At 69.4% G+C, this 24133-nt stretch carries 26 protein-coding genes and 1 pseudogene; 17 read left to right on the forward strand and 10 right to left on the reverse strand.

Going from position 1 to position 24133, the window contains the following annotated elements; genetic code table 11:
* The first annotated feature begins 74 nt into the window (after positions 1-74).
* From typA to ACTHL4_RS17420, 4 genes and pseudogenes are all read left to right on the forward strand, one after another.
* Positions 75-1976 (forward strand): translational GTPase TypA, encoded by a 1902-nt coding sequence (gene typA / locus ACTHL4_RS17405; RefSeq protein WP_440284061.1) that lies wholly within the window; start codon positions 75-77, stop codon positions 1974-1976.
* A gap of 52 nt (positions 1977-2028) precedes the next feature.
* Positions 2029-2895, forward strand: a pseudogene (locus ACTHL4_RS17410) (PIG-L family deacetylase).
* Entirely contained in the window at positions 2892-3413 is a 522-nt protein-coding gene (locus ACTHL4_RS17415; protein WP_440284031.1) for a flavin reductase family protein, read from the forward strand. The pseudogene ACTHL4_RS17410 and the gene ACTHL4_RS17415 overlap by 4 nt, the downstream one beginning before the upstream one ends.
* The gene (locus ACTHL4_RS17420) at positions 3410-5137 is read left to right on the forward strand and encodes a VanW family protein (protein ID WP_440284032.1); all 1728 of its coding nucleotides are present in this window, start codon (positions 3410-3412) and stop codon (positions 5135-5137) included. Before ACTHL4_RS17415 ends, ACTHL4_RS17420 begins: the two co-directional genes overlap by 4 nt.
* A 9-nt stretch (positions 5138-5146) precedes the next feature.
* Here ACTHL4_RS17420 and ACTHL4_RS17425 read toward each other — a convergent pair whose 3' ends face one another.
* The 3 genes from ACTHL4_RS17425 to ACTHL4_RS17435 form a co-directional block, all read right to left on the reverse strand.
* Positions 5147-5443: a hypothetical protein gene (locus ACTHL4_RS17425; protein WP_440284033.1), complete on the reverse strand. Its 297-nt coding sequence runs from the start codon at positions 5441-5443 to the stop codon at positions 5147-5149.
* Positions 5409-5924 (reverse strand): hypothetical protein, encoded by a 516-nt coding sequence (locus tag ACTHL4_RS17430; RefSeq protein ID WP_440284034.1) that lies wholly within the window; start codon positions 5922-5924, stop codon positions 5409-5411. Before ACTHL4_RS17430 ends, ACTHL4_RS17425 begins: the two co-directional genes overlap by 35 nt.
* 119 nt (positions 5925-6043) lie before the next feature.
* Positions 6044-7072, reverse strand: a complete 1029-nt coding sequence (locus tag ACTHL4_RS17435) for a GNAT family N-acetyltransferase (RefSeq protein ID WP_440284035.1) — start codon at positions 7070-7072, stop codon at positions 6044-6046.
* An 82-nt stretch (positions 7073-7154) separates the two neighbouring features.
* On the opposite strand from ACTHL4_RS17435, the gene fdxA reads away from it, so the two are divergent.
* From fdxA to ACTHL4_RS17450, 3 genes are all read left to right on the forward strand, one after another.
* Complete coding sequence (gene fdxA / locus ACTHL4_RS17440; RefSeq protein WP_440284036.1) at positions 7155-7490, forward strand: ferredoxin; 336 nt, start codon at positions 7155-7157, stop codon at positions 7488-7490.
* A 21-nt stretch (positions 7491-7511) separates the two neighbouring features.
* Positions 7512-8618: a succinyldiaminopimelate transaminase gene (gene dapC, locus ACTHL4_RS17445; protein WP_440284037.1), complete on the forward strand. Its 1107-nt coding sequence runs from the start codon at positions 7512-7514 to the stop codon at positions 8616-8618.
* A gap of 101 nt (positions 8619-8719) precedes the next feature.
* Positions 8720-10009, forward strand: a complete 1290-nt coding sequence (locus ACTHL4_RS17450) for a citrate synthase (protein WP_440284038.1) — start codon at positions 8720-8722, stop codon at positions 10007-10009.
* A gap of 93 nt (positions 10010-10102) precedes the next feature.
* Here the strand turns inward: ACTHL4_RS17450 and ACTHL4_RS17455 are convergent, their stop codons facing one another.
* From ACTHL4_RS17455 to dapD, 3 genes are all read right to left on the reverse strand, one after another.
* Positions 10103-11032, reverse strand: coding sequence for an esterase/lipase family protein (locus ACTHL4_RS17455; RefSeq protein WP_440284039.1), 930 nt, complete (start codon positions 11030-11032; stop codon positions 10103-10105).
* Positions 11033-11107: 75 nt separating this feature from the next.
* Positions 11108-12211 (reverse strand): hypothetical protein, encoded by a 1104-nt coding sequence (locus tag ACTHL4_RS17460; RefSeq protein WP_440284040.1) that lies wholly within the window; start codon positions 12209-12211, stop codon positions 11108-11110.
* 36 nt (positions 12212-12247) lie between these two features.
* The gene (gene dapD, locus ACTHL4_RS17465) at positions 12248-13186 is read right to left on the reverse strand and encodes a 2,3,4,5-tetrahydropyridine-2,6-dicarboxylate N-succinyltransferase (protein WP_440284041.1); all 939 of its coding nucleotides are present in this window, start codon (positions 13184-13186) and stop codon (positions 12248-12250) included.
* Positions 13187-13279: 93 nt separating this feature from the next.
* On the opposite strand from dapD, the gene dapE reads away from it, so the two are divergent.
* The 6 genes from dapE to ACTHL4_RS17495 all read left to right on the forward strand — a co-directional run bounded on the left by dapE (position 13280) and on the right by ACTHL4_RS17495 (position 17894).
* Positions 13280-14344 (forward strand): succinyl-diaminopimelate desuccinylase, encoded by a 1065-nt coding sequence (gene dapE, locus ACTHL4_RS17470; protein WP_440284062.1) that lies wholly within the window; start codon positions 13280-13282, stop codon positions 14342-14344.
* Positions 14345-14431: 87 nt separating this feature from the next.
* A complete protein-coding gene (locus ACTHL4_RS17475; protein ID WP_440284042.1) occupies positions 14432-15187 on the forward strand; it encodes a TIGR00730 family Rossman fold protein in 756 nt (251 codons plus the stop codon).
* 100 nt (positions 15188-15287) lie between these two features.
* A complete protein-coding gene (locus tag ACTHL4_RS17480; protein ID WP_440284043.1) occupies positions 15288-15581 on the forward strand; it encodes a DivIVA domain-containing protein in 294 nt (97 codons plus the stop codon).
* A 9-nt stretch (positions 15582-15590) separates the two neighbouring features.
* The gene (locus ACTHL4_RS17485; protein WP_440284044.1) at positions 15591-16046 is read left to right on the forward strand and encodes an SRPBCC family protein; all 456 of its coding nucleotides are present in this window, start codon (positions 15591-15593) and stop codon (positions 16044-16046) included.
* Complete coding sequence (locus tag ACTHL4_RS17490) at positions 16039-16626, forward strand: DNA-3-methyladenine glycosylase I (protein ID WP_440284045.1); 588 nt, start codon at positions 16039-16041, stop codon at positions 16624-16626. The genes ACTHL4_RS17485 and ACTHL4_RS17490 overlap by 8 nt, the downstream gene beginning before the upstream one ends.
* Positions 16623-17894, forward strand: coding sequence for a hypothetical protein (locus ACTHL4_RS17495; protein WP_440284046.1), 1272 nt, complete (start codon positions 16623-16625; stop codon positions 17892-17894). Before ACTHL4_RS17490 ends, ACTHL4_RS17495 begins: the two co-directional genes overlap by 4 nt.
* Positions 17895-17990: 96 nt before the next feature.
* On the opposite strand, the gene ACTHL4_RS17500 is transcribed toward ACTHL4_RS17495, so the two are convergent.
* The 3 genes from ACTHL4_RS17500 to ACTHL4_RS17510 form a co-directional block, all read right to left on the reverse strand.
* Positions 17991-19352 (reverse strand): SPFH domain-containing protein, encoded by a 1362-nt coding sequence (locus tag ACTHL4_RS17500; protein ID WP_440284047.1) that lies wholly within the window; start codon positions 19350-19352, stop codon positions 17991-17993.
* The gene (locus ACTHL4_RS17505; protein WP_440284048.1) at positions 19352-19783 is read right to left on the reverse strand and encodes an NfeD family protein; all 432 of its coding nucleotides are present in this window, start codon (positions 19781-19783) and stop codon (positions 19352-19354) included. The genes ACTHL4_RS17500 and ACTHL4_RS17505 overlap by 1 nt, the downstream gene beginning before the upstream one ends.
* A gap of 429 nt (positions 19784-20212) precedes the next feature.
* The gene (locus tag ACTHL4_RS17510; RefSeq protein ID WP_440284049.1) at positions 20213-21076 is read right to left on the reverse strand and encodes an enoyl-CoA hydratase/isomerase family protein; all 864 of its coding nucleotides are present in this window, start codon (positions 21074-21076) and stop codon (positions 20213-20215) included.
* Between the two features lie 160 nt (positions 21077-21236).
* Here ACTHL4_RS17510 and ACTHL4_RS17515 point away from each other — a divergent pair, with 160 nt between their 5' ends.
* The gene (locus ACTHL4_RS17515) at positions 21237-21404 is read left to right on the forward strand and encodes a DUF3117 domain-containing protein (RefSeq protein ID WP_440284063.1); all 168 of its coding nucleotides are present in this window, start codon (positions 21237-21239) and stop codon (positions 21402-21404) included.
* A 75-nt stretch (positions 21405-21479) separates the two neighbouring features.
* On the opposite strand, the gene ACTHL4_RS17520 is transcribed toward ACTHL4_RS17515, so the two are convergent.
* Positions 21480-22112 carry an O-methyltransferase gene (locus ACTHL4_RS17520; protein WP_440284050.1) on the reverse strand — a complete coding sequence of 211 codons (633 nt, stop codon included), beginning with the start codon at positions 22110-22112 and terminating at the stop codon, positions 21480-21482.
* A 246-nt stretch (positions 22113-22358) separates the two neighbouring features.
* Here ACTHL4_RS17520 and sigE point away from each other — a divergent pair, with 246 nt between their 5' ends.
* The 3 genes from sigE (at position 22359) to ACTHL4_RS17535 (ending at position 24124) form a co-directional block, all read left to right on the forward strand.
* Entirely contained in the window at positions 22359-22994 is a 636-nt protein-coding gene (gene sigE, locus ACTHL4_RS17525; RefSeq protein ID WP_440284051.1) for an RNA polymerase sigma factor SigE, read from the forward strand.
* Entirely contained in the window at positions 22994-23623 is a 630-nt protein-coding gene (locus ACTHL4_RS17530) for a zf-HC2 domain-containing protein (protein ID WP_440284064.1), read from the forward strand. The genes sigE and ACTHL4_RS17530 overlap by 1 nt, the downstream gene beginning before the upstream one ends.
* Before the next feature lie 126 nt (positions 23624-23749).
* Positions 23750-24124 carry a preprotein translocase subunit TatA gene (locus tag ACTHL4_RS17535; protein ID WP_440284052.1) on the forward strand — a complete coding sequence of 125 codons (375 nt, stop codon included), beginning with the start codon at positions 23750-23752 and terminating at the stop codon, positions 24122-24124.
* Positions 24125-24133: the final 9 nt, after the last annotated feature.

Consider the following 24133-nt stretch of genomic DNA (forward strand, 5'->3'; position numbering starts at 1 on the left):
GGATCCCATCCGCGTAGAAAGGACGAAGACTGCCGCCGCACCGGTGCCGCGTGCGCAGCAGATCTGACAACTCCATGGCCATGAAGTCCCGCAGCGACGTCCGCAACGTCGCCATCGTTGCCCACGTCGACCACGGCAAGACCACGTTGGTCGACAAGATGCTCTGGCAGACGGGTGCCTTCAGCGAACGCCAGACCGTCGAGACCACCGGCGAGCGCGTCATGGACTCCGGTGACCTGGAGCGCGAGAAGGGCATCACGATCCTGGCCAAGAACACCGCGATCTCGTATGACGGGCCGTCCGCCGACGGCCAGTCGATCACCATCAACATCATCGACACCCCCGGTCACGCCGACTTCGGCGGCGAGGTCGAGCGCGGCCTGTCGATGGTCGACGGCGTGGTGCTGCTGGTGGACGCCAGCGAGGGGCCGCTGCCGCAGACCCGCTTCGTGCTGCGCAAGGCGCTGGCCGCCAAGATGCCGGTCATCCTGTGCATCAACAAGGTCGACCGGCCCGACTCCCGCATCGCGGAGGTCGAGGAGGAGACCTACGAGCTGTTCATGGACCTGCTCGAGGACGCCGACGCGGACGCCGATCAGCTCGACTTCCCGGTGGTCTATGCCTCGGCCAAGGCCGGCGTCGCCTCCACCACCCGTCCCGACAACGGTGGGCTGCCCGACGGCGCAGACCTCGAGCCGCTGTTCAAGACGATCCTGGAGACCATCCCGGCGCCGGTGTATGACGACCAAGCGCCGCTGCAGGCCCACGTCACCAACCTGGACTCCAGCAACTTCCTCGGCCGACTCGCCCTGCTGCGCGTGCACAACGGCGAGATCAAGAAGGGCCAGCAGGTTGCCTGGTGCCGCCACGACGGATCGCAGCAGACGGTGAAGATCACCGAGCTGCTGATGACCCGAGGCCTGGACCGCGAGCCGGCCGACAGTGCCGGTCCCGGTGACATCATCGCCGTCGCCGGCATCCCGGACATCACCATCGGCGAGACGCTTGCCGACCCCGAGAACCCCGTGCCGCTGCCGCTGATCACCGTCGACGAACCTGCCATCTCGATGACCATCGGCACCAACACCTCGCCGATGGTGGGCCGGGTGCGCGGTTCGAAGGTCACCGCCCGCATGGTCAAGGACCGCCTCGACCGGGAGCTGATCGGCAACGTGTCGCTGCGGGTGCTGCCGACCGAGCGTCCGGACGCCTGGGAGGTGCAGGGCCGCGGTGAACTGGCGCTGGCCATCCTGGTGGAGCAGATGCGCCGCGAGGGCTACGAGTTGACCGTCGGCAAGCCGCAGGTCGTCACCAAGGAGGTCGACGGCAAGCTGCACGAGCCGGTCGAGCACCTGACGATCGACACCCCCGAGGAATACCTCGGCACGATCACTCAGATCATGGCCGCCCGCAAGGCGCGCATGGAGCAGATGACCAACCACGGAACCGGTTGGGTGCGCATGGAATTCGTCGTACCCTCCCGCGGCCTCATCGGATTCCGCACCGAGTTCCTGACCGAGACCCGCGGCACGGGCATCGCCAACCACGTCTTCTCCGGGTACGAGCCGTGGCACGGCACCATCACCACACGTCTGTCCGGCTCGCTCGTCGCGGACCGCTCGGGCGCGGTGACGTCATACGCCATGGTCAACCTGCAGGAGCGCGGCGTGCTCTTCGTTGAGCCGTCGACCGAGGTGTACGAGGGCATGATCGTCGGCGAGAACTCCCGCGCCGACGACATGGACGTCAACATCACCAAGGAGAAGAAGCTCACCAACGTGCGCGCCTCCAGCGCGGACAACTTCGAGAAGATCTTCCCGCCGCGCAAGCTGTCGCTGGAGCAGAGCCTGGAGTTCTGCCGGGAGGACGAGTGCGTGGAGGTGACCCCGGAGACGGTGCGCATCCGCAAGGTCGTGCTCAACGCCGGTGAGCGCGCCCGCACCGCGGCCCGCGCCCGGAGCGCCGCCAAGAGCTGATCCCGACGTTCTCCTCCCCTCGAGTGACGGGTATTCCGAAAGAGCACTGAGCATGAGACTGGTCTTCGTCCACGCCCACCCCGACGACGAGTCGTTGTGGACCGGGCTCGCGATCGCGCACCACGCCGCGCGCGGCGATGACGTGCACGTGCTCACCTGCACCCTCGGTGAGGAGGGGGAGGTCATCCCGGCCGAACTGCAGCACCTGCAGCTGCCCGCCGACCAGCCACGTGCCGCCGACAGCCCCGATCCGCTGGGGGACCTGCGCCGGGACGCGCTACACGCGGCGATCAATTAACTCGGCGCCAGCACGGTCACCGTGCTGGCGGACGGCCGGTTCCGCGACTCCGGCATGGCCGGGATGCCGTCGGCGGCCCATCCGCGGGCGTTCACCGGTGCCCCGACCGATGAGGCCAGCGGCGCCATCGCGGCATACCTGCAGGCGGTGCGGACGCACGTCGTCGTCACCTATGACGCGCACGGCGGCTACGGCCACCCCGACCACATCCGGACCCACGAGGCGACGCGTGCCGCGGTGGCCGGCCTGCCGCAGCCACCGGCGCTGTATGCCGTGGTGACGCCGCGCAGCTGGGCGATCGAGGACCGCGCCTGGCTGGCCGAGCACGCCACCCGGCCCGGCGTGATCGTGCCCGCCCCGGAGGAGACCTTCCTACCCAGCGTCGTGCAGGACACCGAGGTCACGCACACCGTCGTTGACGACGCGGCCCTGGGCCGGCAGATCGCCGCGCTGCGCCGGCACCGCACCCAGGTGTCGGTCTTCGACGGCTACTACACCCTGTCCAACGACGTCGCGACCCGGCTGGCCGCGCGGGAGGCGTTCCAGCGGCTGGACCCGGTCACCGGTGATGTGATGCCCGTCGTGACGGACGGCTTGCGGCATACGGGATTGATGGCATGACCGAGGAGTTGGCCGCTGGTCGGCCGCCGGAGTCCGTCGATCCGGACGCGTACCGCCAGGTGATGGGCCGGTTCGCCACCGGCGTCTCGGTGGTCACCACCCGGCTGGGCGACATCGATCACGCGATGACCGCCAACGCGATCATGTCGGTGTCGCTGGAGCCGGTGCTGATGGTGATCAGCGTGGAACGGGAGGCGCGCTTCCATGATGCGGTGATCGAGGCCGGTGCCTTCGGGGTCAGCCTGCTGCCGGAGTCCGAACGCAAGACCGCCGCGTGGTTGTCCACCCGCGGCCGTCCGCTGCACGGCCAGCTCGACCGGGTGGAGTTCCACCGCGGCCCGCAGACCGGTATGGCACTGCTCGACAACGCGCTCGGCACCCTCGAATGTCACACCTACGACACGGTTCCCGCAGGTGACCACACGCTGGTGATCGGCGACGTACGCTCGGTCTCGATCACAGACAGGCCAGGGGATGCCCTGATCTATTACCGGGGCGCATTTGGAGTACAACGTTGAGCACGAACGCATCGGGCGGGGGCCGCGCACGCGGTGGTGGACGCAACGATCGGTGGCGCAAGGGCCTGTTGATCGGCGGCCCGACTGCGGTGGTCGTGCTCGCGGGTGCGTATGTCGGGCTCGCGGCCTGGCAGTCCGGCAAGATCCAGGGTGGCACCAGGGTGGCCGGGCAGTATGTCGGCGGAATGAGGGCCGCCGACGCGAAGGCGCGGATCGCGGCGGCGGCCGCGCGACAGCTCAAGACGCCGGTCACGATCTCCTCCGGCAGCAAGACGCTCACCCTGCAGCCCGCGTCGTCGGGCCTGTCCATCGACACCCAGGGCACCGTCGACGGGCTGACCGGTTTCTCGCTGAACCCCTCGACCGTGTGGCATCGGCTGACCGGTGACGGCCCGAGCCGCGACGTGACGCCGCGGGTGGACCAGCAGCAGCTCTACCGGGCGATCTCCTCCCAGGCCGAGCAGCTCGAGGGCGCGCCGAAGAACGGTTCGGTGAAGTTCGTCGACGGCAAGGTCGTCACGACCGCGTCGACCCCGGGCAAGGGCGTCGACGTCAAGGCGATGACGAAGCAGATCGCCGCCGGCTGGCCCGGCACCAAGCACTACACCGCTGCGATCGCCGAGCAGCCTGCGGCCCTGACCGACGCCGAACTGCAGCGCTTCGTGAAGAAGTTCGCGGATCCGGCGATGTCCGGGCCGGTCACCGTGAAGGCCGGCGGCAAGCAGGCGACACTTCAGGCCAACGACATCTCCGGCGTGCTGAGCAGCACCTTCGACGGCACGTCGCTCCAGCCCCGGGTCGACGAGAAGGCGCTGGCCACGTTGCTGGATCACCGCGCCAGCGACCTGACGACCCCGGCCGTCAACGCCAAGCTCCGGCTCCAGGGCGACACGAGCAGTGTCATACCCGGAAAGAACGGGACCGCGCCGGACACCAAGGGCGCCGGCAAGCTGCTCATCGCGGCGCTCACCGCTCCCGACCGCACCATGTCGCTGCCGACCACAGCGCTGAAGCCGACGGTCACCGCGGCGCAGCTGAAGCAGACCAAGGTCGGTGACCAACAGATCTCCGAGTTCGTGTCGGTCTTCCCGACCGGGCCGGAGAACGCCGCCCGCACGGAGAACATCCGGGTCGGCCTGGCGAAGATCAACGGCATCGTGGTGCAGCCGGGCGAGACGTTCTCGCTGCTGAACGTGCTGCGGCCGTTCGACGCAGCACACGGATACGTCAACGCGCCGATCCTCGTCGGCGGCATCGACGTGCCGGGCATGGGCGGCGGCATCTCGCAGGTGTCGACCACGCTCTACAACGCCACCTTCTTCGCCGGTGTGAAACTGGTCGAGCACACCGCCCACGCCTACTGGATCCCGCGTTACCCGATGGGCCGGGAAGCCACCATGCTCGACCCCACGATCGACAACAAGTGGACCAATGACACCGGTCACCCGATCCGGATCCAGGCCGGCATAGAGGGCCACGCCTCCGTCATACGGCTGTATGGCGTCAAGACGTTCACCGTGTCGACCACCACGAGCGGCAAATTCGACATCCAGCAGCCCGGGCCGACCAAGCACCTGACCGGCGCCAAGTGCATCCCACAGCCGCCCCAGGACGGTTTCAAGGTGACCGTCACCCGGCTGGTGAAGGACCTGTCCGGCAAGGTCGTCAAGGACGAGAGCCTCACCACCCACTACATCCCCGCGGTGCGCGTCACCTGCAACTGACCGTCTGCGTCACGGTGCACCGATGTCCCGGCCCCAGGGCGGGGATGGCGATCGCTCCAGCCCGGCCGCCGACAGGACCTGGATCAGACCTTGCGCGTGGAATGCGTCCTGCCACGTCCAGCGCGCGAACCCGACCCCGGACCGACGGGCCCGATCCTCGCGGCGCTTCTCCCTGATGACGATGTTCTCGCTGGCCACGTCGCCGGCATCCCCGGTCGCTCGGTACTTGCGCAGGCCGTCGAACTCTCCGATCAGCCCGGCCCAGCCGAGATCACCCCGGCCGAGTGATCGTGCACACGTTGTCACGGAGCGCCCAGTCGCCGGCGACCAGTCCGCGGGCCAGCGACCTGGTGCGGGCCAGGTCGATCACCGTCCGCGCCGGGGGAGTGACCTGCAGTCCGGCGACCATGACCGGCTCGGGCAGGTAGGTCACCCGATGGCGGCACACCATGGTGCTGGACCCTGCCGCCCCGGCATCGACGAGCACATCGATCCGGCCCGGGTAACCGCCGAGCACCGGCATACGCACCATGGCGGCGGCCGACACCAGACCCAGCATCGGCAGCGGACACCGCATCCGCGCGGTCGTGGTGTGAATCAGCGCGCGATGCCGCTCATCCGCGGCCAGCGTGGCCCAGCGCTCGGCCGGCAGATAGTCGCCGGTGCGGACACGGACGAGCCGAGCCGGTCGGTCGCGCGTGCCGATGAACGATGCGGGTCTGATGCCGCGGCGGGCGAAATGCGCGTTGGACATGATCTCGCGCGGATCGAGCGGTTGGTCGGGCATCGGCATACCCTGGCAAACTCCGTCCGACCGGCGCAGAGATCATCCACGGGCCGACTCCACTGTGACGGTCGTGTGCACGAGGGGCGGCCGTCAACGGGCGTCACTGGTGCAAGAAGCCGTCAGTCTTCCGGTGTGGCGTAGTGGTACTCATGGTGCACCCGCCAGCCGAGTGACTCGTAGAGGCCGACCGCGGCGACGTTGTCGGCGGCAACCTGCAGATATTGCATCGGGATGCGCCGGTCGGCCGCGACGCCGGCGGCCGTTGCCATGATCGCGCGAGCCACGCCGGTGCGGCGTGCGCCGGGATCGGTGTGCACGTCGAAGATGCCGCTCCAGCCGCCGTGGAACGCCAGGCGAGCGTGGCCGACCGGCCGGTCGCCGACGTATGCCGTGAGGTATGCCGACTCGGGAACGAGACCCAGGATCCGGGCGAGCGTCTCGCGATGGTCCAGGGCACGGGGTGACGCGGCGGCCCACCAGTCGTCGGTCGGTGCGCTGGGGGACGTCTCGACCCGCACGCCGGGGGCGACGGCTCGCCGGGCGGTCGTCGTCCTGGTCATGACCAGCGTGCGCAGGAAGAAGCGCCAACCCCGTTGTGCCAGAACGGTACCCAGCGGGATCGCCGACGGTGCGACGTTCTCCGGGTGCGGAAGTTGGATCAGCGCCGGTTGATCGTGATCGTCGTACCAGGCCGCCACCCGGTCCACCGCGTGATCCAGCGGCATGCCCGGATCGCCCACTGGCAGAGAAGAATTGGCCCGTCCCGTGTAACCCTCCGCAGATCGCACCAGCCAGTCACCGACGTATGTCGAGACCAGCGGCGGCATACCGGCCGTCATCAGGACCTGCAGTGTGTCGATACCGATCGACTCCGCGTCGTCGACGGCTGCCCGCTGGTGCTTGCGGGCCGGCGCCGGCGGGACGCGCTTGGCCAGCACGATGCTCGCGCGCGGCACCGTGACGGGTCCGCGACGGGTGGTCACGACGACAGCCTCGTCGCTGACCGACGCGACCTCACCCACGGCGTCGGTCAGCGTCGGACCGCCCGGCTCGAGCCCGCTTCCGGCCAGCCGGAAGCGCAGCACGACGCGCGTCCCGGCGACCAGCAGGTTGCTGAGGTGAGACTGACTGACCGGGTCCGAAGGCACGACGGCATACTAGGAGGCGAATAACGACCCGTCGGCCGTCGTCGCGCGGCCACGCATGCTTCGTAGCAGGAGGACCTTTCGTATGACCTACGTCATTGCACAGCCGTGCGTCGATGTGAAGGACAAGGCGTGCATCGAGGAATGTCCGGTCGACTGCATCTACGAAGGCAAGCGCAGCCTCTACATCCAGCCCGACGAGTGCGTGGACTGCGGCGCGTGTGAGCCGGTGTGCCCGGTCGAGGCGATCTACTACGAGGACGACACCCCCGAGCAGTGGGCCGACTACTACAAGGCCAACGTCGAGTTCTTCGACGACATCGGCAGCCCGGGCGGCGCCGCCAAGATGGGCATGATCGACAAGGACCACCCGATCATCGCCGCGCTCCCGCCGCAGAACGCCGCGGAAGCGGCGGAGTGACCCTCGCGGGTCCCGTGTGCCATGCCCGTCGCTGACCTGCCCGACTTCCCCTGGGACTCCCTGGCCGGCGCCAAGGCCACCGCGGCGGCCCACCCCGACGGCATCGTCGACCTCTCGGTCGGCACGCCCGTCGACCCGACACCCGCGGTGCTGCAGGAGGCGCTGACCGCGGCCGCCGACGCGCCGGGATATCCGCAGGTGTGGGGGACACCCGACCTGCGGAAGGCGGTCGCCGTCTGGTTCGCCCGCCGCCGTAACGCCTCCGCGGTCGACCCCGACTCGGTCATGCCGGTCATCGGCACCAAGGAGTTGGTGGCGTGGCTGCCCACGCTGCTGGGCCTCGGCGCCGGCAGCTCGGTCGGCATCCCCGAGCTGGGTTATCCGACGTATGACGTGGGCGCCCGCCTCGCCGGCGCCACGCCGCGGGCAGCTGCCAGTCTGCTGCAGTTCGGCCCGATGGCCCCGCAACTGCTGTGGATCAACACTCCGGCCAACCCGCACGGCCAGGTGCTGCCGGTCGACCACCTCAAGAAGGTCGTCGCGTGGGCGCGCCAACGCGGGGTGATCGTGGCCAGCGACGAGTGCTACGCCGAGCTCGACTGGCGTGCGGACGCGGATGGTCCGACCACTCCGAGCATCCTGGACGACCGGATCTGTGACGGAAGTCATGAAGGGCTGCTGTCGGTCTACTCGCTGTCCAAGCAGAGCAACCTGGCCGGCTACCGCGCCGGTTTCGTGGCCGGTGACACCGAGCTGGTGCAGCGACTCGTGCAGGTCCGCAAGCACGCCGGGATGATCGTGCCGTGGCCGGTGCAACGCGTCGTCCTGGCGGCCGTGCAGGACGACGCGCACGTCGCCGCGCAGAAGCAGATCTACGCCGCGCGCCGCGAGGAGCTGAAAGCCGCTCTGCTGCAGGCGGATTGGCGCATCGACCACTCCGAGGCGGGGCTCTACCTGTGGGCCACCCAGGGCAAACCGTGCCGGCAGAGCGTCGACGAACTGGCCGCGCTGGGAATCCTCGCGGCACCCGGCGATTTCTATGGTGCCGCGGGCGCGCAGCACGTGCGCATCGCGCTCACCGCGACCGACGAGCGAATTTCCGCTGCGGCGAAGAGATTGGTTTCTTGACATGGGGTCGCACGCTGTCCTGTCAAGACCCTGAGGTACCGTCGATTTCGCTGACTTCCCCGGCAATGTCGCCGGTTGACGTATAAGGACGGAAAGCGAATATGACTGACCAGGCACCTGCCACATTCCAGGCAGGGGACAAGACGCTCGAGTTCGGGATCGTTCCCGCGACCGAGGGTAACGACGGTTACGACATCTCGAAGCTGCTCGGCGAGACCGGCAACGTCACTCTCGACGTCGGCTTCGTCAACACCGCCTCCTGCAAGTCGGCGATCACCTACATCGACGGCGGCGCCGGCATCCTGCGCTACCGCGGCTACCCGATCGAGCAGCTCGCGGAGAAGTCGACCTTCCTCGAGGTCTCCTACCTGCTGATCTACGGTGAGCTGCCGACCACGGCCCAGCTGGAGGAGTTCACCGAGCGCATTCGGCGTCACACGATGCTGCACGAGGACCTCAAGGACCTGCTCGCCGCGTTCCCGCGCGACGCCCACCCCATGTCGGTGCTGTCTGCCGCGGTCTCCGCACTGGGCACCTTCTACCAGGACTCGCTGTCCATCACCGACCGCGACCAGATCGAGCTGTCGACCGTCCGGCTGATGGCCAAGCTGCCGACGATCGCGGCATACGCCCACAAGAAGAGCCAGGGCCAGCCGACGCTCTACCCGGACAACAAGCTGAGCCTGGTCGAGAACTTCCTGCGGATGACCTTCGGCTTCCCGTCCGAGGACTACGACGTCGACCCGGTCGTCGCCAAGGCTTTGGACCAGCTGTTCATCCTGCACGCCGACCACGAGCAGAACTGCTCGACCTCGACGGTGCGCCTCGTCGGCTCCGGCCACGCCAACCTCTTCGGTTCGATCTCGGCCGGCATCCACGCCCTGTCCGGCCCGCTGCACGGCGGCGCCAACGCGGCCGTGCTGGAGATGCTGGACAGCATCGAGAGCGAATTCGGCGGCGACGTCGACAAGTTCGTCGAGAAGGTCAAGAACAAGGAGACCGGTGTGAAGCTCATGGGCTTCGGGCACCGCGTCTACAAGAACTACGACCCGCGCGCGGCCATCGTCAAGAAGTCCGCCGACGAGATCCTCACGAAGATGGGTGTCGACGACCCGCAGCTGGAGATGGCGATGCGGCTGGAGGACATCGCGCTCCAGGACGACTACTTCGTCTCGCGCAAGCTCTACCCGAACGTCGACTTCTACACCGGCCTCATCTACAAGGCCATGGGCTTCCCGACCGAGATGTTCACCGTGCTCTTCGCCATCGGCCGCCTGCCGGGCTGGATCGCCCAGTGGCGCGAGATGATGGAGGACCCGGCCACCAAGATCGGCCGTCCGCGGCAGATCTACGTCGGCGAGGGCGCTCGCGACTACCCGGCCAAGGGCTGAACTTTCTGCTCGACTCCTCGCACGGCACAGGCCGGGCTGCACGAACTCGTTCGTGTAGCCCGGCCCTTGTATTGCGAGGAGTCGAAGCCGGAGTTACAGCGCCGGGCCGAAATCCGTGCAGGACGGCTCGAAGTCGGCCGGGCCGCCGCCGAGCGCGTTCATCGTCAGCTGCAGCGTCGGGCCGTCCAGGAAGAACCCGACGTGACCGACCGTGTCGGTCGGACACAGATCCTGCACCACGAGGTTCTCCGCACCGGGCAACGACTGGGTCGTGTAGGGCGTGACGACTGCGTCATACTTCGTCTGGATCGTGACGTACTTCGGCCCGTTCGGCAGCGGTATGGCGCCCGTGCGTTGGTTGTATCCCGAACCGACCTGCTGGTCGCGCAGCCCCGGCGCCCCCCACGCTGCGAGGCCCACGTTGGCGATGCCCAGCACACCGAGCGCCGTAGCGGCGGTCGTGATGCCGGACAGCGTGGTCCCGTTCGAGCTCTGCCCCCAGCCGACATACGTCCCGACCTTGTTGCCGCCGTCGTGCAGCTTGACGTAGTTGATCCCCATCGAGCCGCCCTGGCTGTGTCCCACGATGTCGACCTTGTCGGCGCCGGTGGCCGCCAGCACCCGGTCGATGAACGCCGCGACCTGATTGCCCGAGTCGGTCTCGGTGTCCAGTCCGCCGACACGGCCGGCCGACAGCCAGGTCATGCCGAAGTTGGTGGCGAAGACGCAGTAGCCGGCGTTCTTGAGCATCGGCGACAGGGCGACGAAGTTGGCCCCGATATTGGCGAAGGTGCCCGGCAGCAGGACGACCGGATCCGGATGCGCAGCGCTCGGCCGGCAATTCCAGTCGTTGGCGCCGGCGACCGAGCCGGGGTGGAAGGCATAACCCGCTGCCGCCTGCGGCAGGCCGCCGACGGGCAGACGCGTGTCCGCTCGTGCCGCGGGTGCGGCGGCGGTGGCGAACAGGACCGCTGCGGTGCCGGCGCAGGCGAGGGACAGGGACGTCGACCGGGTGAGACGCATGAGGACCTCCATCGGAGTGAACTGGGTCACTCAACGCTACCTACGTTTCGGTAGGTAAGGGTGTCTCGCGCCCGTCTATTTGCTGGTCTCCACGTCGATGCGCACCTGGGTCGGCCCGCTCGTCGGTTGCGGCGCGGCGTGCCAGGTCCAGCCGTCACGGCCGCGGTGCCGCACCCACGCCCGGTCGCCGACGGTCACTGCCGTGATGTTGTCGGCGTCGGCGTGCGCGATCGCCCATGCCGCGACCGCGTAGGCGCCGTCGGCCGACCTGGCGCGGTAGTCCACAGCGCTGTGCCCGGCGGTCGCGGTCAGCCCGCTCTCGTTGCTCAATTGCTGGACGACCTGGGCGGGGGAGCCGTTCTTGGTCGTCGGGTCGAGCCGGCAGCCGATGCCCTCGTGCGCGCCGCCGGTCATGACCGCGGTGATGACCTCGCCCTGCGACTCGTGTTGGGCATACGCGTCCGGAAAGCCGCTCTTCTGCACCTCCTGGGCCGCTTGGCCGATCGGCATGGTCTCCCAGCCGGGCACCTTCAGCAGCGCGTTGTAGAACGAGCCGCTGGAGAAGACCGGGTCCTGGATCTGCTCGGCGGTGCCCCAGCCCTGGCTCTTGCGCTGCTGGAAGAGCCCGAGCGAGTCCAGGTCGCCGTAGGCCAGGTTGCGCAGCTTGGACTCCTGTATGGCGGTCGTGGCCGCCACCGTCGCGGCCCGCGTCGGCACGCCCTTCTTGAAGACGCCGACGTCGACGATCGTCGACGCCGACTGTGCCTGGTCCGGATCCCACTGGTATTCATAGCCTTTGGCCACGAACTTGCACGACGGTGAACCCCAGTTGTCCATCAGGTGCTGGTAGGCCAGGTACCCGCCGCCGGCGATGCCGGCGACCAGGGCGACCGGGATCAAGCAGCCGAGGGTGCGGCGGATCGGCCCACGCGGCCGGTGCTCCTCCTCGAAGAAGTCGTCGTCCAACCCGTCATGGCCGAACGCCGACCACGGGGTGTCCTCCGGGTCGCGGTCGAAGCCGTCGACCGGGCCGTCTTCGTACTCCTCCGGGTCGTGCGCGTAACGCTCCCCGTGCTGAACGTAACGCGCCGGTTGCGCGTCGTGGTCGGTGCCTGCGTCATACAGCCGATGGACCTCGCGGTCACCGGGATTGTTGTCGCGATTGCGGCGGAAGGGCATCGGTGTGGGGATCGCAGCTTCTCTCGGGGGCGGGGCTCAGTTGGCGTGCAGCGCGTCGTTGAGGGCGATGCCGTGGCCCTGGCGCGGACGGCATTCGACCACGCCGGTGGTGGAGTTGCGCAGGAAGAGCAGTCCGTCGCGGCCGGAGAGTGCACGGGCCTTGACGACCGCGCCGTCGGGCAGGGTCACCTTGGTGCCGGCGGTGACGTAGAGGCCGGCCTCGACCACGCAGTCGTCGCCGAGCGAGATGCCGATGCCGGCCTCGGCGCCGACCAGGCAGCGCTTGCCGATCGACACGCGGTCGGTGCCGCCCCCGGACAGCGTGCCCATGATCGACGCCCCGCCACCGATGTCCGAGCCGTCGCCGACGACGACGCCCTGGACGATGCGGCCCTCGACCATCGAGGTGCCCAGCGTGCCGGCGTTGTAGTTGCAGAAGCCCTCGTGCATCACGGTGGTGCCCTCGGCCAGATGGGCGCCCAGGCGCACGCGATCGGCGTCGGCGATGCGCACCCCGGACGGCACGACGTAGTCGGTCATCCGCGGGAACTTGTCGATGCCGAAGACCTGCACCGGGCCGTCCAGGCGCAGCCGCAGCCGGGTCTGCTCGAAGTCGTCCACCGCACACGGGCCGTAGTTGGTCCACACGACATTGGTGAGCACCCCGAACAGGCCGTCCAGGTCGACCGTGTTGGGCAGCACCAGTCGATGGCTGAGCAGGTGCAACCGCAGATAGGCGTCCGGGACGTCGACGGGCGCGGCGTCCAGGTCGATCGCCACCCGCACCAACCGGGTGCGCACCTGCCGGCGCGGGTGGTCACGCACCAGGGCCGCCAGGTCGGCCGGCTCGGCGTACGGGTCGGCGGCGGGGGCCTCGCCCAGCTGCGGGTACGGGAACCAGGTGTCCAGCAGGTCCCCCGAATACGTCTCGGTGGCGAGGCCGTAGCCCCAGGCGGCGCGCGGGGAGTCGGTCATGGGGCAAGGGTAGGCGACGGGATGTGATGAACCTGTGACCTGGTGGTGGACGTGCGTCGCATCGGGCGCGCGCCATACGCCAGGATTGCCGGTATGGCGCAATTGGACCTGACCCGCGACGTCGTCGATCTCACAGCCGACCTGGTCGACATCCCGTCGGTGAGCCGTGACGAGCAGCAGATCGCCGACGCCGTCGAGCAGGCACTGCGCGCGCTGCCGCACCTGCGGGTGGACCGGGACGGCAACACCATCGTCGCCCGGACCGGCCTCGGCCGGGCCGAACGCGTCGTGCTGGCCGGGCACCTGGACACCGTGCCGCTCACCGACCCGCCGAACCTGCCGAGCCGCCGGGTCGACGGCCTGCTGGTGGGCCGCGGCACCACGGACATGAAGGGGGGCGTCGCCGTCCAGCTGGCCATCGCCCGGGCGGTGACCGAGCCCACCCGCGACGTGACCTTCGTCTTCTACGACTGCGAGGAGATCGAGGAGGAGTTCAACGGGTTGCGCCGCGTCGCCGCCCAGCACCCCGACTGGCTCGCTGCCGACTTCGCGGTGCTGCTGGAGCCGACCGACGGCGGCATCGAGGGCGGTTGCAAGGGCACGCTGCGGGTCGACGTCACCACCAAGGGGATCAGCGCCCACTCCGCGCGGCCGTGGAACGGCCACAACGCGATCCACGACGCCGGCGAGGTGCTGGCGCGGCTGGCGGCATACGAACCGGCGACCGTGACCGTCGACGGCCTGGACTACCACGAGGCGCTCAACGCGGTCGGCATCAGCGGCGGCATCGCCGGCAACGTCATACCCGACCGGTGCACGGTGACCGTCAACTACCGTTTCGCGCCCGACAAGTCGGCCGAGGAGGCCGTGGCGCACGTGCGCACCGTTTTCGCCGGGTATGACGTCGAGGTCGGGGATTGTGCTGCCGGTGCGCGGCCCGGTCTCGACACGCCCGCGGCCCGGTCGTTCGTCACCACCCGCGGCCTGCCGGTCACCGCCAAGGAGGGCTGGACCGACGTCGCGCGCTTCTCCGCACTGGGTGTCCCGGCGGTCAACTTCGGACCCGGCGACCCCAACCTCGCGCACACCGACGACGAGCGGTGCCCGGAGCAGCAGATCACCGACGCGTATGACGCCTTGTGCCGCTGGTTGGGTTGAATTGCTCGACTCCTCGCAGCCCGGGTGGCGACTCTTGCCCGCCGAACTGGTCGTCGTCTCGCGCGATCCGCGTGAGAGATTGGGGCCGTGACCAAGGAAACCGAGGCATACCGGAAGGGCGCGACCACGTTGCGCGGCCGCCACGTCCCCGCGACCACGACCGACCAGCGGCTGCTCGACCAGTCGCAGGACACCAACTGGGTGCACACCGACCCCTGGCGCGTGATGCGCATCCAGGCGGAGTTCGTCGAAGGGTTCGGCACCCTCGCCGAGGTCGGCCCGGCGGTCAGCGTGTTCGGATCGGCGCGGATCAAACCGGACAGTGACTACTACGCCAAGGGTGTGGAGCTGGGCCGCCTCCTCGCCGAGGCGGGTTACGCGGTCATCACCGGCGGCGGGCCGGGCGCGATGGAGGCCGCCAACAAGGGAGCCTTCGAGGCCGGCGGCACCAGCGTCGGCCTGGGCATCGAGCTGCCCTTCGAGTCCGGCCTCAACCCGTATGTCGACCTCGGCGTCAACTTCCGCTACTTCTTCGCGCGCAAGACGATGTTCGTGAAGTACGCGCAGGGGTATGTCGTGCTCCCCGGCGGGTTCGGCACCCTGGACGAACTCTTCGAAGCGGTCACCCTGGCGCAGACGCAGAAGGTGACCAGCTTCCCGATCGTGCTCCTCGGCACGAGGTTCTGGACACCGATGATCGACTTCATCCGGGACACGTTGTATGCCGAGGGCATGGTCGGGGAGAAGGACATCGACCGGTTGCAGGTGGTCGACGACCCCGCCGAGGCGGTGCGCATCATCACCACCGACGGCGACACCAACGGCGCGACCCGGCCGGAATGACGGTCGGGTCCGGGCGGCGAGCCGGCCGGGAGCGTGCAGAACCGGCAGCGGTCGCTGGTTGTGCCGGTCCGGTGTCGGCTCTGACAGTTACTCTGGGCCAGTGATCGTCTTCCTCATCGCGCTCCTGGTCGTCGTCATCGGCCTGGTCGTCTTCGCGGTCCTCGGGCACTTCGGGGCGCAGCTGGAGGATCCCACCGGCACCTCGCCGTTCGAGTCGCTGCCACGCGGCGTGGTCACCGCCGAGGACATCGATCAGGTGCGCTTCGACCAGACGCTGCGCGGCTACCGCATGGGCCAGGTCGACGAGGTGCTCGACCGGCTGCGTGCGGAGCTGCAGGCCCGCGACGACGAGATCGCGATGCTGCGCGGCACCGCCCGGCCGGTGCGCGACTGAGCAACGCGGATGGCTGATGTCGTGGTGACGCGGGACTGCTCCGCGCCGGTGAGCCGACTCTGGCAGGTGGTGACCGACTGGCCCGGTCACGGCCGGTTCTTCCCGTTGACGACGGTGCGGGTCGCACCCGGCGAGCACACCGGGACGAACGGCGTCGGCTTGCGCCTGGACGCGACGACCCGCGTCGGGCCGTTACAGCTTCACGACCCGATGGTCGTGACCCGCTGGGATCCGCCGGGGGAGAGCGGCCGCTGCGAGTTGCGCAAGGTCGGCCGGTTGCTGGGCGGCCGCACCATCCTGGCGGTCGAACCCACCGAGACCGGCTCGCGGCTGCGCTGGACCACGGACGTCGGCCCGGCGCCGGAGCGGCTGCGCCGGCTGGTCGCGCCCGTGGCGCGACTGACCGCCATACCCCTTTATCGGCACGTGGTGCGGGGCATGGTGCGGGAGGCCGAAGATGGCTGAGCGCCCCTCCCTGGTCATCGGCCCGGACGGTATGACGCGCTGCGGGTGGGCCGACGGCAGCGACGACTACCGCGCCTACCACGACGCCGAGTGGGGTGTGCCGGTGCGCGGCGAGCGAGCCCTCTACGAGCGCATCACCCTCGAGGCGTTCCAGTCCGGGTTGGCCTGGATCACCATCCTGCGCAAACGCCCGGCGTTCCGGGCCGCCTTCGCCGACTTCGACGCGGAGGTCGTGGCGGCATACGGCCCCGCCGATGTCGCGCGCCTGATGCAGGACACCGGCATCGTGCGCAACCGCCGCAAGATCGATGCCGCTGTCACCAACGCGCATGCGGTGCTGCGGCTGCGGGACGCCGGTGGTCTCGACGCGCTGATCTGGTCGCATGTGCCGGCCACGCACCGCCGGCCCGCAGATCTCAGCGAGACCCCGGCGCAGACACCCGAATCCGTAGCACTGGCAAAGGCCTTGAAGAAGGCCGGTTTCGCGCACGTCGGCCCGACCACCATGTATGCCGCCATGCAGGCGTGCGGTCTGGTCGACGACCACGTGGCCGGTTGCTTCCGCGGGACGGCCCCGTGACGACGACCACGGCACGCGCCCGGGACCGCGCCGACGTCGGCGTCCCGTCCCGGCTGCAGGTATGGCGCGGGCGCGCCGTCGACCTGCTGCACCGCCGGCTGCTGGTGTGCGTCGTGGCGGCATACCTGCTGCTGCGGGTGTTCTCGGCGGTCGTCATGCAACTGGTGGCCGCCCAGCAGGACCCGGGTTTCATCTTCTTCTCCCACGGTCAGCAGGACTACTGGCTGATGACCCACGTCTGGGACGGTCGGTGGTACCAGACGATCGTCGAGCAGGGCTATCCCGCGCAGCTGCCGACGGACGGTGGCGTCGTGCAGCAGAACCAGTGGGCCTTCTACCCGATGTACCCGGAGCTGGTGCGAGCGCTCATGACGCTCACCGGTGGGTCGTTCGCCGTCGTCGGATCGCTGCTGTCGCTGGTGCTGGGCGCGGTCGCCGTCGGCATGATGGCGGTGCTGGTCCGCGACAAGGTCGGGCCGGTGGCGGCGTTCTGCGTGGTGTGCGTCTTCGCCGCCTCACCGCCGTCGCCGGTGCTGCAGATGACCTACACCGAGTCGCTCGCGCTGGTGTTGCTCATCGGTGCCCTGCTCGCGCTGCAACGCCAGAAGTGGTGGTGGGCCGGCGCCGCCGCGCTGGCGACCGGGCTGGCCCGGCCGGTCGCGGTGCCGCTCGCGGTGGTGGCGCTGGTGGCGCTGTGGTTGCGCTGGCGCGATCGCGAGGAACGCCCGATCGCCCGGCGGGAGTGGGCCGCGATGGCCTCCACGCTGGTGGGCTGCGGCATCGCCGGTGCGATCTGGCCGGCGATCGCCTGGTGGCGCACCGGCGTCCCGTCGGCATACACCGACACCATGGCGGCCTGGCGGAGCGACCACACGATCGTCTACTTCCAGCCGTGGGTGGCCAACTTCGACCAGATCCTCGGCAACGGTTTCGCCGCCGTGCTGTTGCTCGCGGTGCTGGTGCTGGGCTTCGTGCTGATCACGATCGGCCCCTGGGCGGACGCCATGGGACCGATCATGCGCACCTGGCTGTTCGCCTATGCGTTCTACCTGCTCGCAGTGCTGGACGCGTGGACCAGCACCTACCGCTACCTGCTGTTCATGTTCCCGATCCTGATCGTCTTCGTCGGCGCCGGATGGAAGGACAGGGCGCAACGGCTGCTGGTCGGCTGGCGCACCGTCATCTGGGTCGGCCTCGGGCTGGGCTGGCAGGTGTGGTGGTGCTGGACGCTGCTGGTGCTGCGGCACGTCAGCGGCGACCCCATCTGACGCCGGTGGGCCGTATGACGCCCGGCGCGACGCGCGGGCAACGGGAAGAGGGCGCGGATCCGGTGGATCCACGCCCTCTCGCCATACCGCCCGGCGCTACTGCTGCGGACCGTTCGGACCCGGCTGCTGCCCCTGCTGCGGAGGCTGCGGCTGGTGTGCCGGCAACTGCACACCCTGCGGCGGGTAACCGGGCGGCGGCCCGGAGATCTGCTGGTGCTCGCCCTGACCCGGCAGCTGTGCGTGGGCCTGTGTCTGCTCCGCCGACTGCGCGTCGTCCTCCGCCGGGTCCGCCGACGTGGACGGTGCCGGCGGCGTCGCGGGGGCGGACGGGTGGTTGGACCGGCCGGGCCGCGGCGGCCGCACGTCGTCCAGGTCGGTGGTCTGCCGGGCGACGGCCTCGGCGGCGGCGACCGCCTCCGCGACTGCCGGGTCACGCTCGAGCGTGAACCAGTCGGCGACGTCCTCGTCCTCGACGGGTGCGCGTTCCTCGGCCGGCGGCATCTCGTATCGGAAGGTGCCGTCGTCGCCCTGCGCGCCGAACGACTTGGCGAAACCCTGCAACGCCGAACCGAAGTCGCTGGGCACCACCCAGACCTTGCTGGCCTCGCCCTTGGCCATCTCGGGGATCATCCGCAGATATTCGTAGGCGAGCAGCTCGGGGGTCGGGTTGCTGGACCGGATCGCGTTGAAGGTCTTCTCGATGGCTTTGGCCTCACCCTGCGCGTGCAGGTAGCGGGCGGCGCGTTCACCCTCGGCACGCAACACCTGCGACTTGCGGTCGGCCTCGGCGGCGAGGATCGCGGCCTGTTTGGCACCCTCGGCCGCCAGGATCTGGCCCTGCTTGTCACCCTCGGCCGACTTGATCGCCGCCTCCCGGTGGCCCTCGGCCGCCAGGATGGTCGCGCGCTTCTCGCGGTCGGCCTTCATCTGCTTCTCCATCGACTCCTGGATCGACGGCGGCGGGAAGATCGACTTCAGCTCCACCCGGGCGACCCGCAGCCCCCAGCGGCCGGTCGCCTCGTCCAGCACACCGCGCAGCTGGGCGTTGATGGTCTCGCGCGACGTCAGCGTCTCCTCGAGCGTCATACCGCCGACGACGTTGCGCAGAGTGGTGGTCGTCAGCTGCTCGACGCCGACGATGTAGTCGTTGATCTCGTAGACCGCAGACCGCGGGTCGGTCACCTGGAAGTAGACGACGGTGTCGATGTTGACCGTCAGGTTGTCCTCGGTGATGACCGGCTGCGGCGGGAAGGAAACCACCCGCTCACGCAGGTCGACCCGCGCGCGCACCCGGTCGATGAACGGCATCAGCAGCGTCAGCTGACCGGACACGGTCTTGGTGTAACGGCCGAGTCGCTCGATCACCGCAGCCTCCGCCTGCGGGATCAATGCCACGGACTTCGCGACGACCGCGATCACCAGGATCACGATCACCGCGACAACTATCAGGACTGCCATCAGTCATCTCCCCTTCTCACCACGGCCGTTGCGCCGTCGATGTCTTGGACGACCACGCTCTCGCCGGTGCGGAACGTGTCGTTGTCGTCGGCCGGCCGCGCGGTCCAGACGTCGCCGCCGATGCGCACCTGACCGCCGTCGTTGCCGAAGGCCTTGAGCACCGTCGCCTCCTGACCGCGCAGGGCGTCGATCCCGGTCGGGACCGTCGGTGAGCTCAGCAAGTGGCGCTTGAGCACCGGCCGCAGGCCGAAGACCAGCCCGATCGAGACGACCGCGAAGACGATGGTCGCCAGCCACAAGGGTGCGCCGAGGAAGGAGGCGACTGCCGCGGCGATCGCTCCGCCGCCGATCATCAGCAGCACGAAGTCGCCGCTGAGCGCCTCGGCGGCGGCCAGCAACACCCCGCCCGCGAACCAGATCAACGCCGCCATGCCCGGATTGTGTCATGTATGCCGTGGGCCGACGTGAGCGCCGTCACAAGGATGCCGGGTTGTGATCGAACCGGCGACTGTTGCTGGTTGTGTGCAGGCTGGGCCGGTTTCCGGTGAGGAACCGGCGACCGTTGCTGGTTGTGTGCAGGCTGGGCCGGTTTCCGGTGAGGAACCGGCGACTGTTGCTGGTTGTGTGCAGGCTGGGCCGGTTTCCGGTGAGGAACCGGCGACTGTTGCCGGTTGTGTGCAGGCTGGGCCGGTTTCCGGTGAGGAACCGGCGACCGTTGCCGGTTGTGCACGGGTGTCGGCCGGTTTCCGGTGAGGAATCGGCGACCGTTGCCGGTTGTGCACGGGTGTCGGCCGGTTTCCGGTGAGGAACCGGCGACTGTTGCTAATTGTGTGCGGTCCGATCGAACAGCGGCGACCCGGTCAGCGGCCCTCGAAGGCCGGCTTCTCCTTGGCGAGGAACGCGTCGACGGCGGCCTTGTGGTCCGCGGTCGAACCGGTCAGCGACATCAGCTCGGCCTCGTGTGCCAGCGAATCGGCCAGTGTGTGCGTCGCGGAGAACTCCACGGCCCGTCGTATGGCGCCATACGCCTTGGTGGGGCCGGCGGCCAGGCGGGCGGCCAACTCTTGCACCGTCGCGGCGAAGTCGTCGGCCGGCACCACCTGAGTGGCCAGGCCCAGCTGCAGCGCCTCGTCGGCGCGGACCGTGCGCGGCATCAGCAGCAGCTCCTTGGCCTTGGCCACCCCGACCAGGCGCGGCAACCAGAAGGACGAGCCGGAGTCGCTGGACAGCGCGATCCCGGTGAACGCCAGGTTGAAACCGGCCGCGTCGGACAGGATGCGCAGGTCGGCGGCGAACGCGAAGGCCGCACCGGCCCCGGCCGCGACGCCGTTGACCGCCGCCACGACCGGCTTGTCCATCGTCGACAACAGGGTGACGATCGGGTTGTAGTGCTCGGGCACGGTCGTGAAGAGCGCGTCGGAGCCGTCGGCCAGCAGGCCCACGTGCTCCTTGAGGTCCTGCCCGACGCAGAACGCGCGGCCGGTGCCGGTGAGCACGACGCAGCGGACCGTCTCGTCGTCGGCGACGTCCTGCAGCGCCGCGAGCAGCGCCTCCTTGGTCGCGATGTCGAGGGAGTTCATCGCCTCCGGGCGGTTCAGCCGGACCGTGGCGACGCCCGCCGTCCGCTCCACGACGACCGGGGCGCCGGCGGCGGTGTCCGCAGGGCCGGCGTCGGAAGTTGCGGCTGGTGTGGCATCGGCAGGGCCGGCGTCGGAGGAGCTCATGAGCACAGGCTATCCGGGGCGAGGATTTCCCTCTGCGCGGCGGAAACTGAAATAATGAGCGCGACTGTTGGTCGCACCCGCCGGACACCCGGCGTCGAAAGCACCGCGTGGCATTGGTGCGGCCGAGGATTTGAGCCACGCGGACGGAAGGGGAAAGCCGATGGCGGCAATGAAGCCGAGGACCGGAGACGGTCCTCTCGAGGTCACCAAGGAAGGCCGCAGCATTCTCCTGCGTATGCCGCTCGAAGGCGGTGGCCGCTTGGTCGTCGAGATGAACGCCGAGGAGGCCGAAGCACTCGGCGAGGCCATTCAGGGCTGCATCGGCTGACGCCGACTCACTGCACGCGAACGGCCGCCCACGTCTTGTGGTGGGCGGCCGTTTCCTGTGTATGACGCGAGGGACTCACCGCTTCACGGCGGTGAACAGGCCATCGCCGACCGGCAGCATCGCAGTCGTCCAGGCCGGGTCGTCGCGCAGCTGCTTGCCCAGGTTGCGCAGCAGCACCGTGGTCTCGTCGCGCACCGCCGGGTCGGCGACCCGGTCGTGCCACAGCATGTTGTCGATCAGCAGCAGGCCGCCGGGACGCAGCAGCCGCGCCGCCGCTTCGACATACGCCGGGTAGTCGGGCTTGTGCGCGTCGACGAACACCACGTCGTAACCGTTGTCCGCCAGGCGACCGGTGACCTGCAGCGCGTTGCCGGTGATGATGCGGGTCCGCGCCGGCGGGATGCCGGCGTCGGCATAGGCCTGCCGGGCCGCGCTCTGGTGCTCGGCCTTGATGTCGATGGTGGTGAGTACGCCGTCGGACGGCATACCGGCCAGCAACCACAGTCCGGAGGACCCGGCGCCGGTGCCGATCTCCACGACCGCTTTGGCGCGGGTCGCCGCCGTGAGCAGCCGCAGCGCCGGCCCGGTGCCGGCGCCGACGGGGGTGCAGCCGAGTTGTTCGCCGCGCACCCGGGCGCGTTCGACGACCTCGGGTTCGGGCACGAACTCCTCGGCATACCCCCAGCTGGCGGCGCGCTGTGATGACATGCCCCGAACCTAATGCTTGCGCGGTCCCCGCGCCGAACCGGGAGCCGGAGATGTCCGGCACATCCAGCACATGCGCCGACCGCGGTAACGATTGCCGCACGTCGTGCGTTGAGCACCTCGAGAGCCGATCCGATCTTCCGGTCAGGTGTATGGCGTGACAGAAATGCCACAGCAGTGCCACAGGTTGATGCGCAAGAATCGGGGCTCAGAAGCAAGGTCGACGACACGAGATGGATGCTGGAAGCGATGACCGACCAACTGCTGCGGGGTGCAGTCAAGACCGAGGTGCCCGATGTGGCGCCACCGGGGTGGGAGCCACCGACCTGGGAGGAGATCGTCACCGAGCACTCGGCGCGCGTCTACCGACTGGCCTACCGGCTGACCGGCAACGTCCACGACGCCGAGGACCTGACCCACGACGTCTTCGTGCGCGTCTTCCGCTCGCTGCATTCCTACCGCCCGGGCACGTTCGAGGGGTGGCTGCACCGGATCACCACCAACGTCTTCCTGGACAAGATGCGGCGCAAGCAGCGCATCCGTTTCGATGCGCTGGCCGATGAGGCCGCCGCCCGGCTGCCCAGTCGGGAGGGCAGCCCCGAGCAGCTGTATGCCGATGCGCACTTCGACGACGACATCCAGCGGGCGCTCGACGCGCTGGCACCGGACTTCCGCGCGGCCGTCGTGCTGTGCGACATCGAGGGTCTGTCCTACGAGGAGATCGCCGCCACGCTCGGCATCAAGCTGGGCACGGTGCGCTCGCGGATCCACCGCGGTCGTGCCCAGCTGCGTGAGGCGCTGGCCCACCGTGCACCCGAGAACCGCCCCGCCGCGCGCACCCGGGTCGGACTGCCGACGTTGTCGCCCGCCGGAGCAACGCGGTGATGCTCTTCTCGCGCGACCAGTTCACCACCGGGGAGAAACCTCGCGGGGTGCAGGGCCACTTGGGCGACCGGGTCGCCGACTACGTCGACGACATGCTGTCCGCCGAGGACCAATACCGCGCCGATCTGCATCTGACCGTGTGCGAGCACTGCCGCTTCGCGGTCCAGCAGGAGCGCTCCATCCTGGAGCAGTTGCGCTCCGTCCGCTTCGACTCCGGTGGCCATCAGCGGATGATGGCCGGGCTCCTGTCGCTCGCGGCCACCGAACCGGACGGCCCGCTGGGAGGGCCGACTCCCGCGGCGCACAAACCGCTCGCGGCGCCGCGACCGGCGCCTGCCGTGGTGACCTGCAGCGCGCCCCCGCAGTACCAGTCGGCGCGCAAGTCGATGGCCTGCGCGCTGTTCGCCGTCGCCGGCTGTGTCGGCGTGGCGCTCGTCGCGTCGACCGCGACGGGCGTCGCGCAGAGCCCGGAGCATCCGCAGCACGAGCTGCCCGGCCGGGCAGCGCTGGTGCGCAATGTGCAGACTCCTCAGGTCGCCGAGGTCACCGCACGACGCAGCAAGGTCAGCGGCACGCTGACCCACGAGATGCCGATGTTCGCGCAGGTGGCCGCCACCCGAACCCCCTGAGCGCAACGTTCCCGGCACTGGGACGGCCGGTCGCCGCCACCGGGCCGCGCGTCGGGTGCGACAATCAGGCGGCCGAGGCTTCGGCGTGACCTCGGCGGCACTTCAGCGGGAAGGTATCGACGCGACATGTTTGGCATCAGCGGGTGGGAGTTCCTGATCCTCATCGCGCTCGCCGCTGCCCTCATCGGTCCCGACCGGCTGCCGGAGTATGTCGGCAAACTGCGCGGCTACATCAAGCAGGTGCGCGACATGGCCGAAGGTGCCAAGTCGCAGCTGAAGGACCAGATGGGGCCGGAGTTCGAGGACATCAACTGGCGCGCCTACGACCCGCGGCAGTACGACCCGCGCAAGATCGTCCGGGACGCCCTCTTCGAACCGGACCCCGCACCGGACGACGCCCAGGACGGCGACGAGGTGCCGCAACTGGCCGCCGGCCCGTCATACGACCCGCACCGGTTCGACCCGGACCGCGCTACGCCCTTCGACTTCGACGCGACGTAAGCAGCCGCC

The organism is Flexivirga sp. (assembly GCF_051955415.1).
GTDB lineage: Bacteria > Actinomycetota > Actinomycetes > Actinomycetales > Dermatophilaceae > Flexivirga.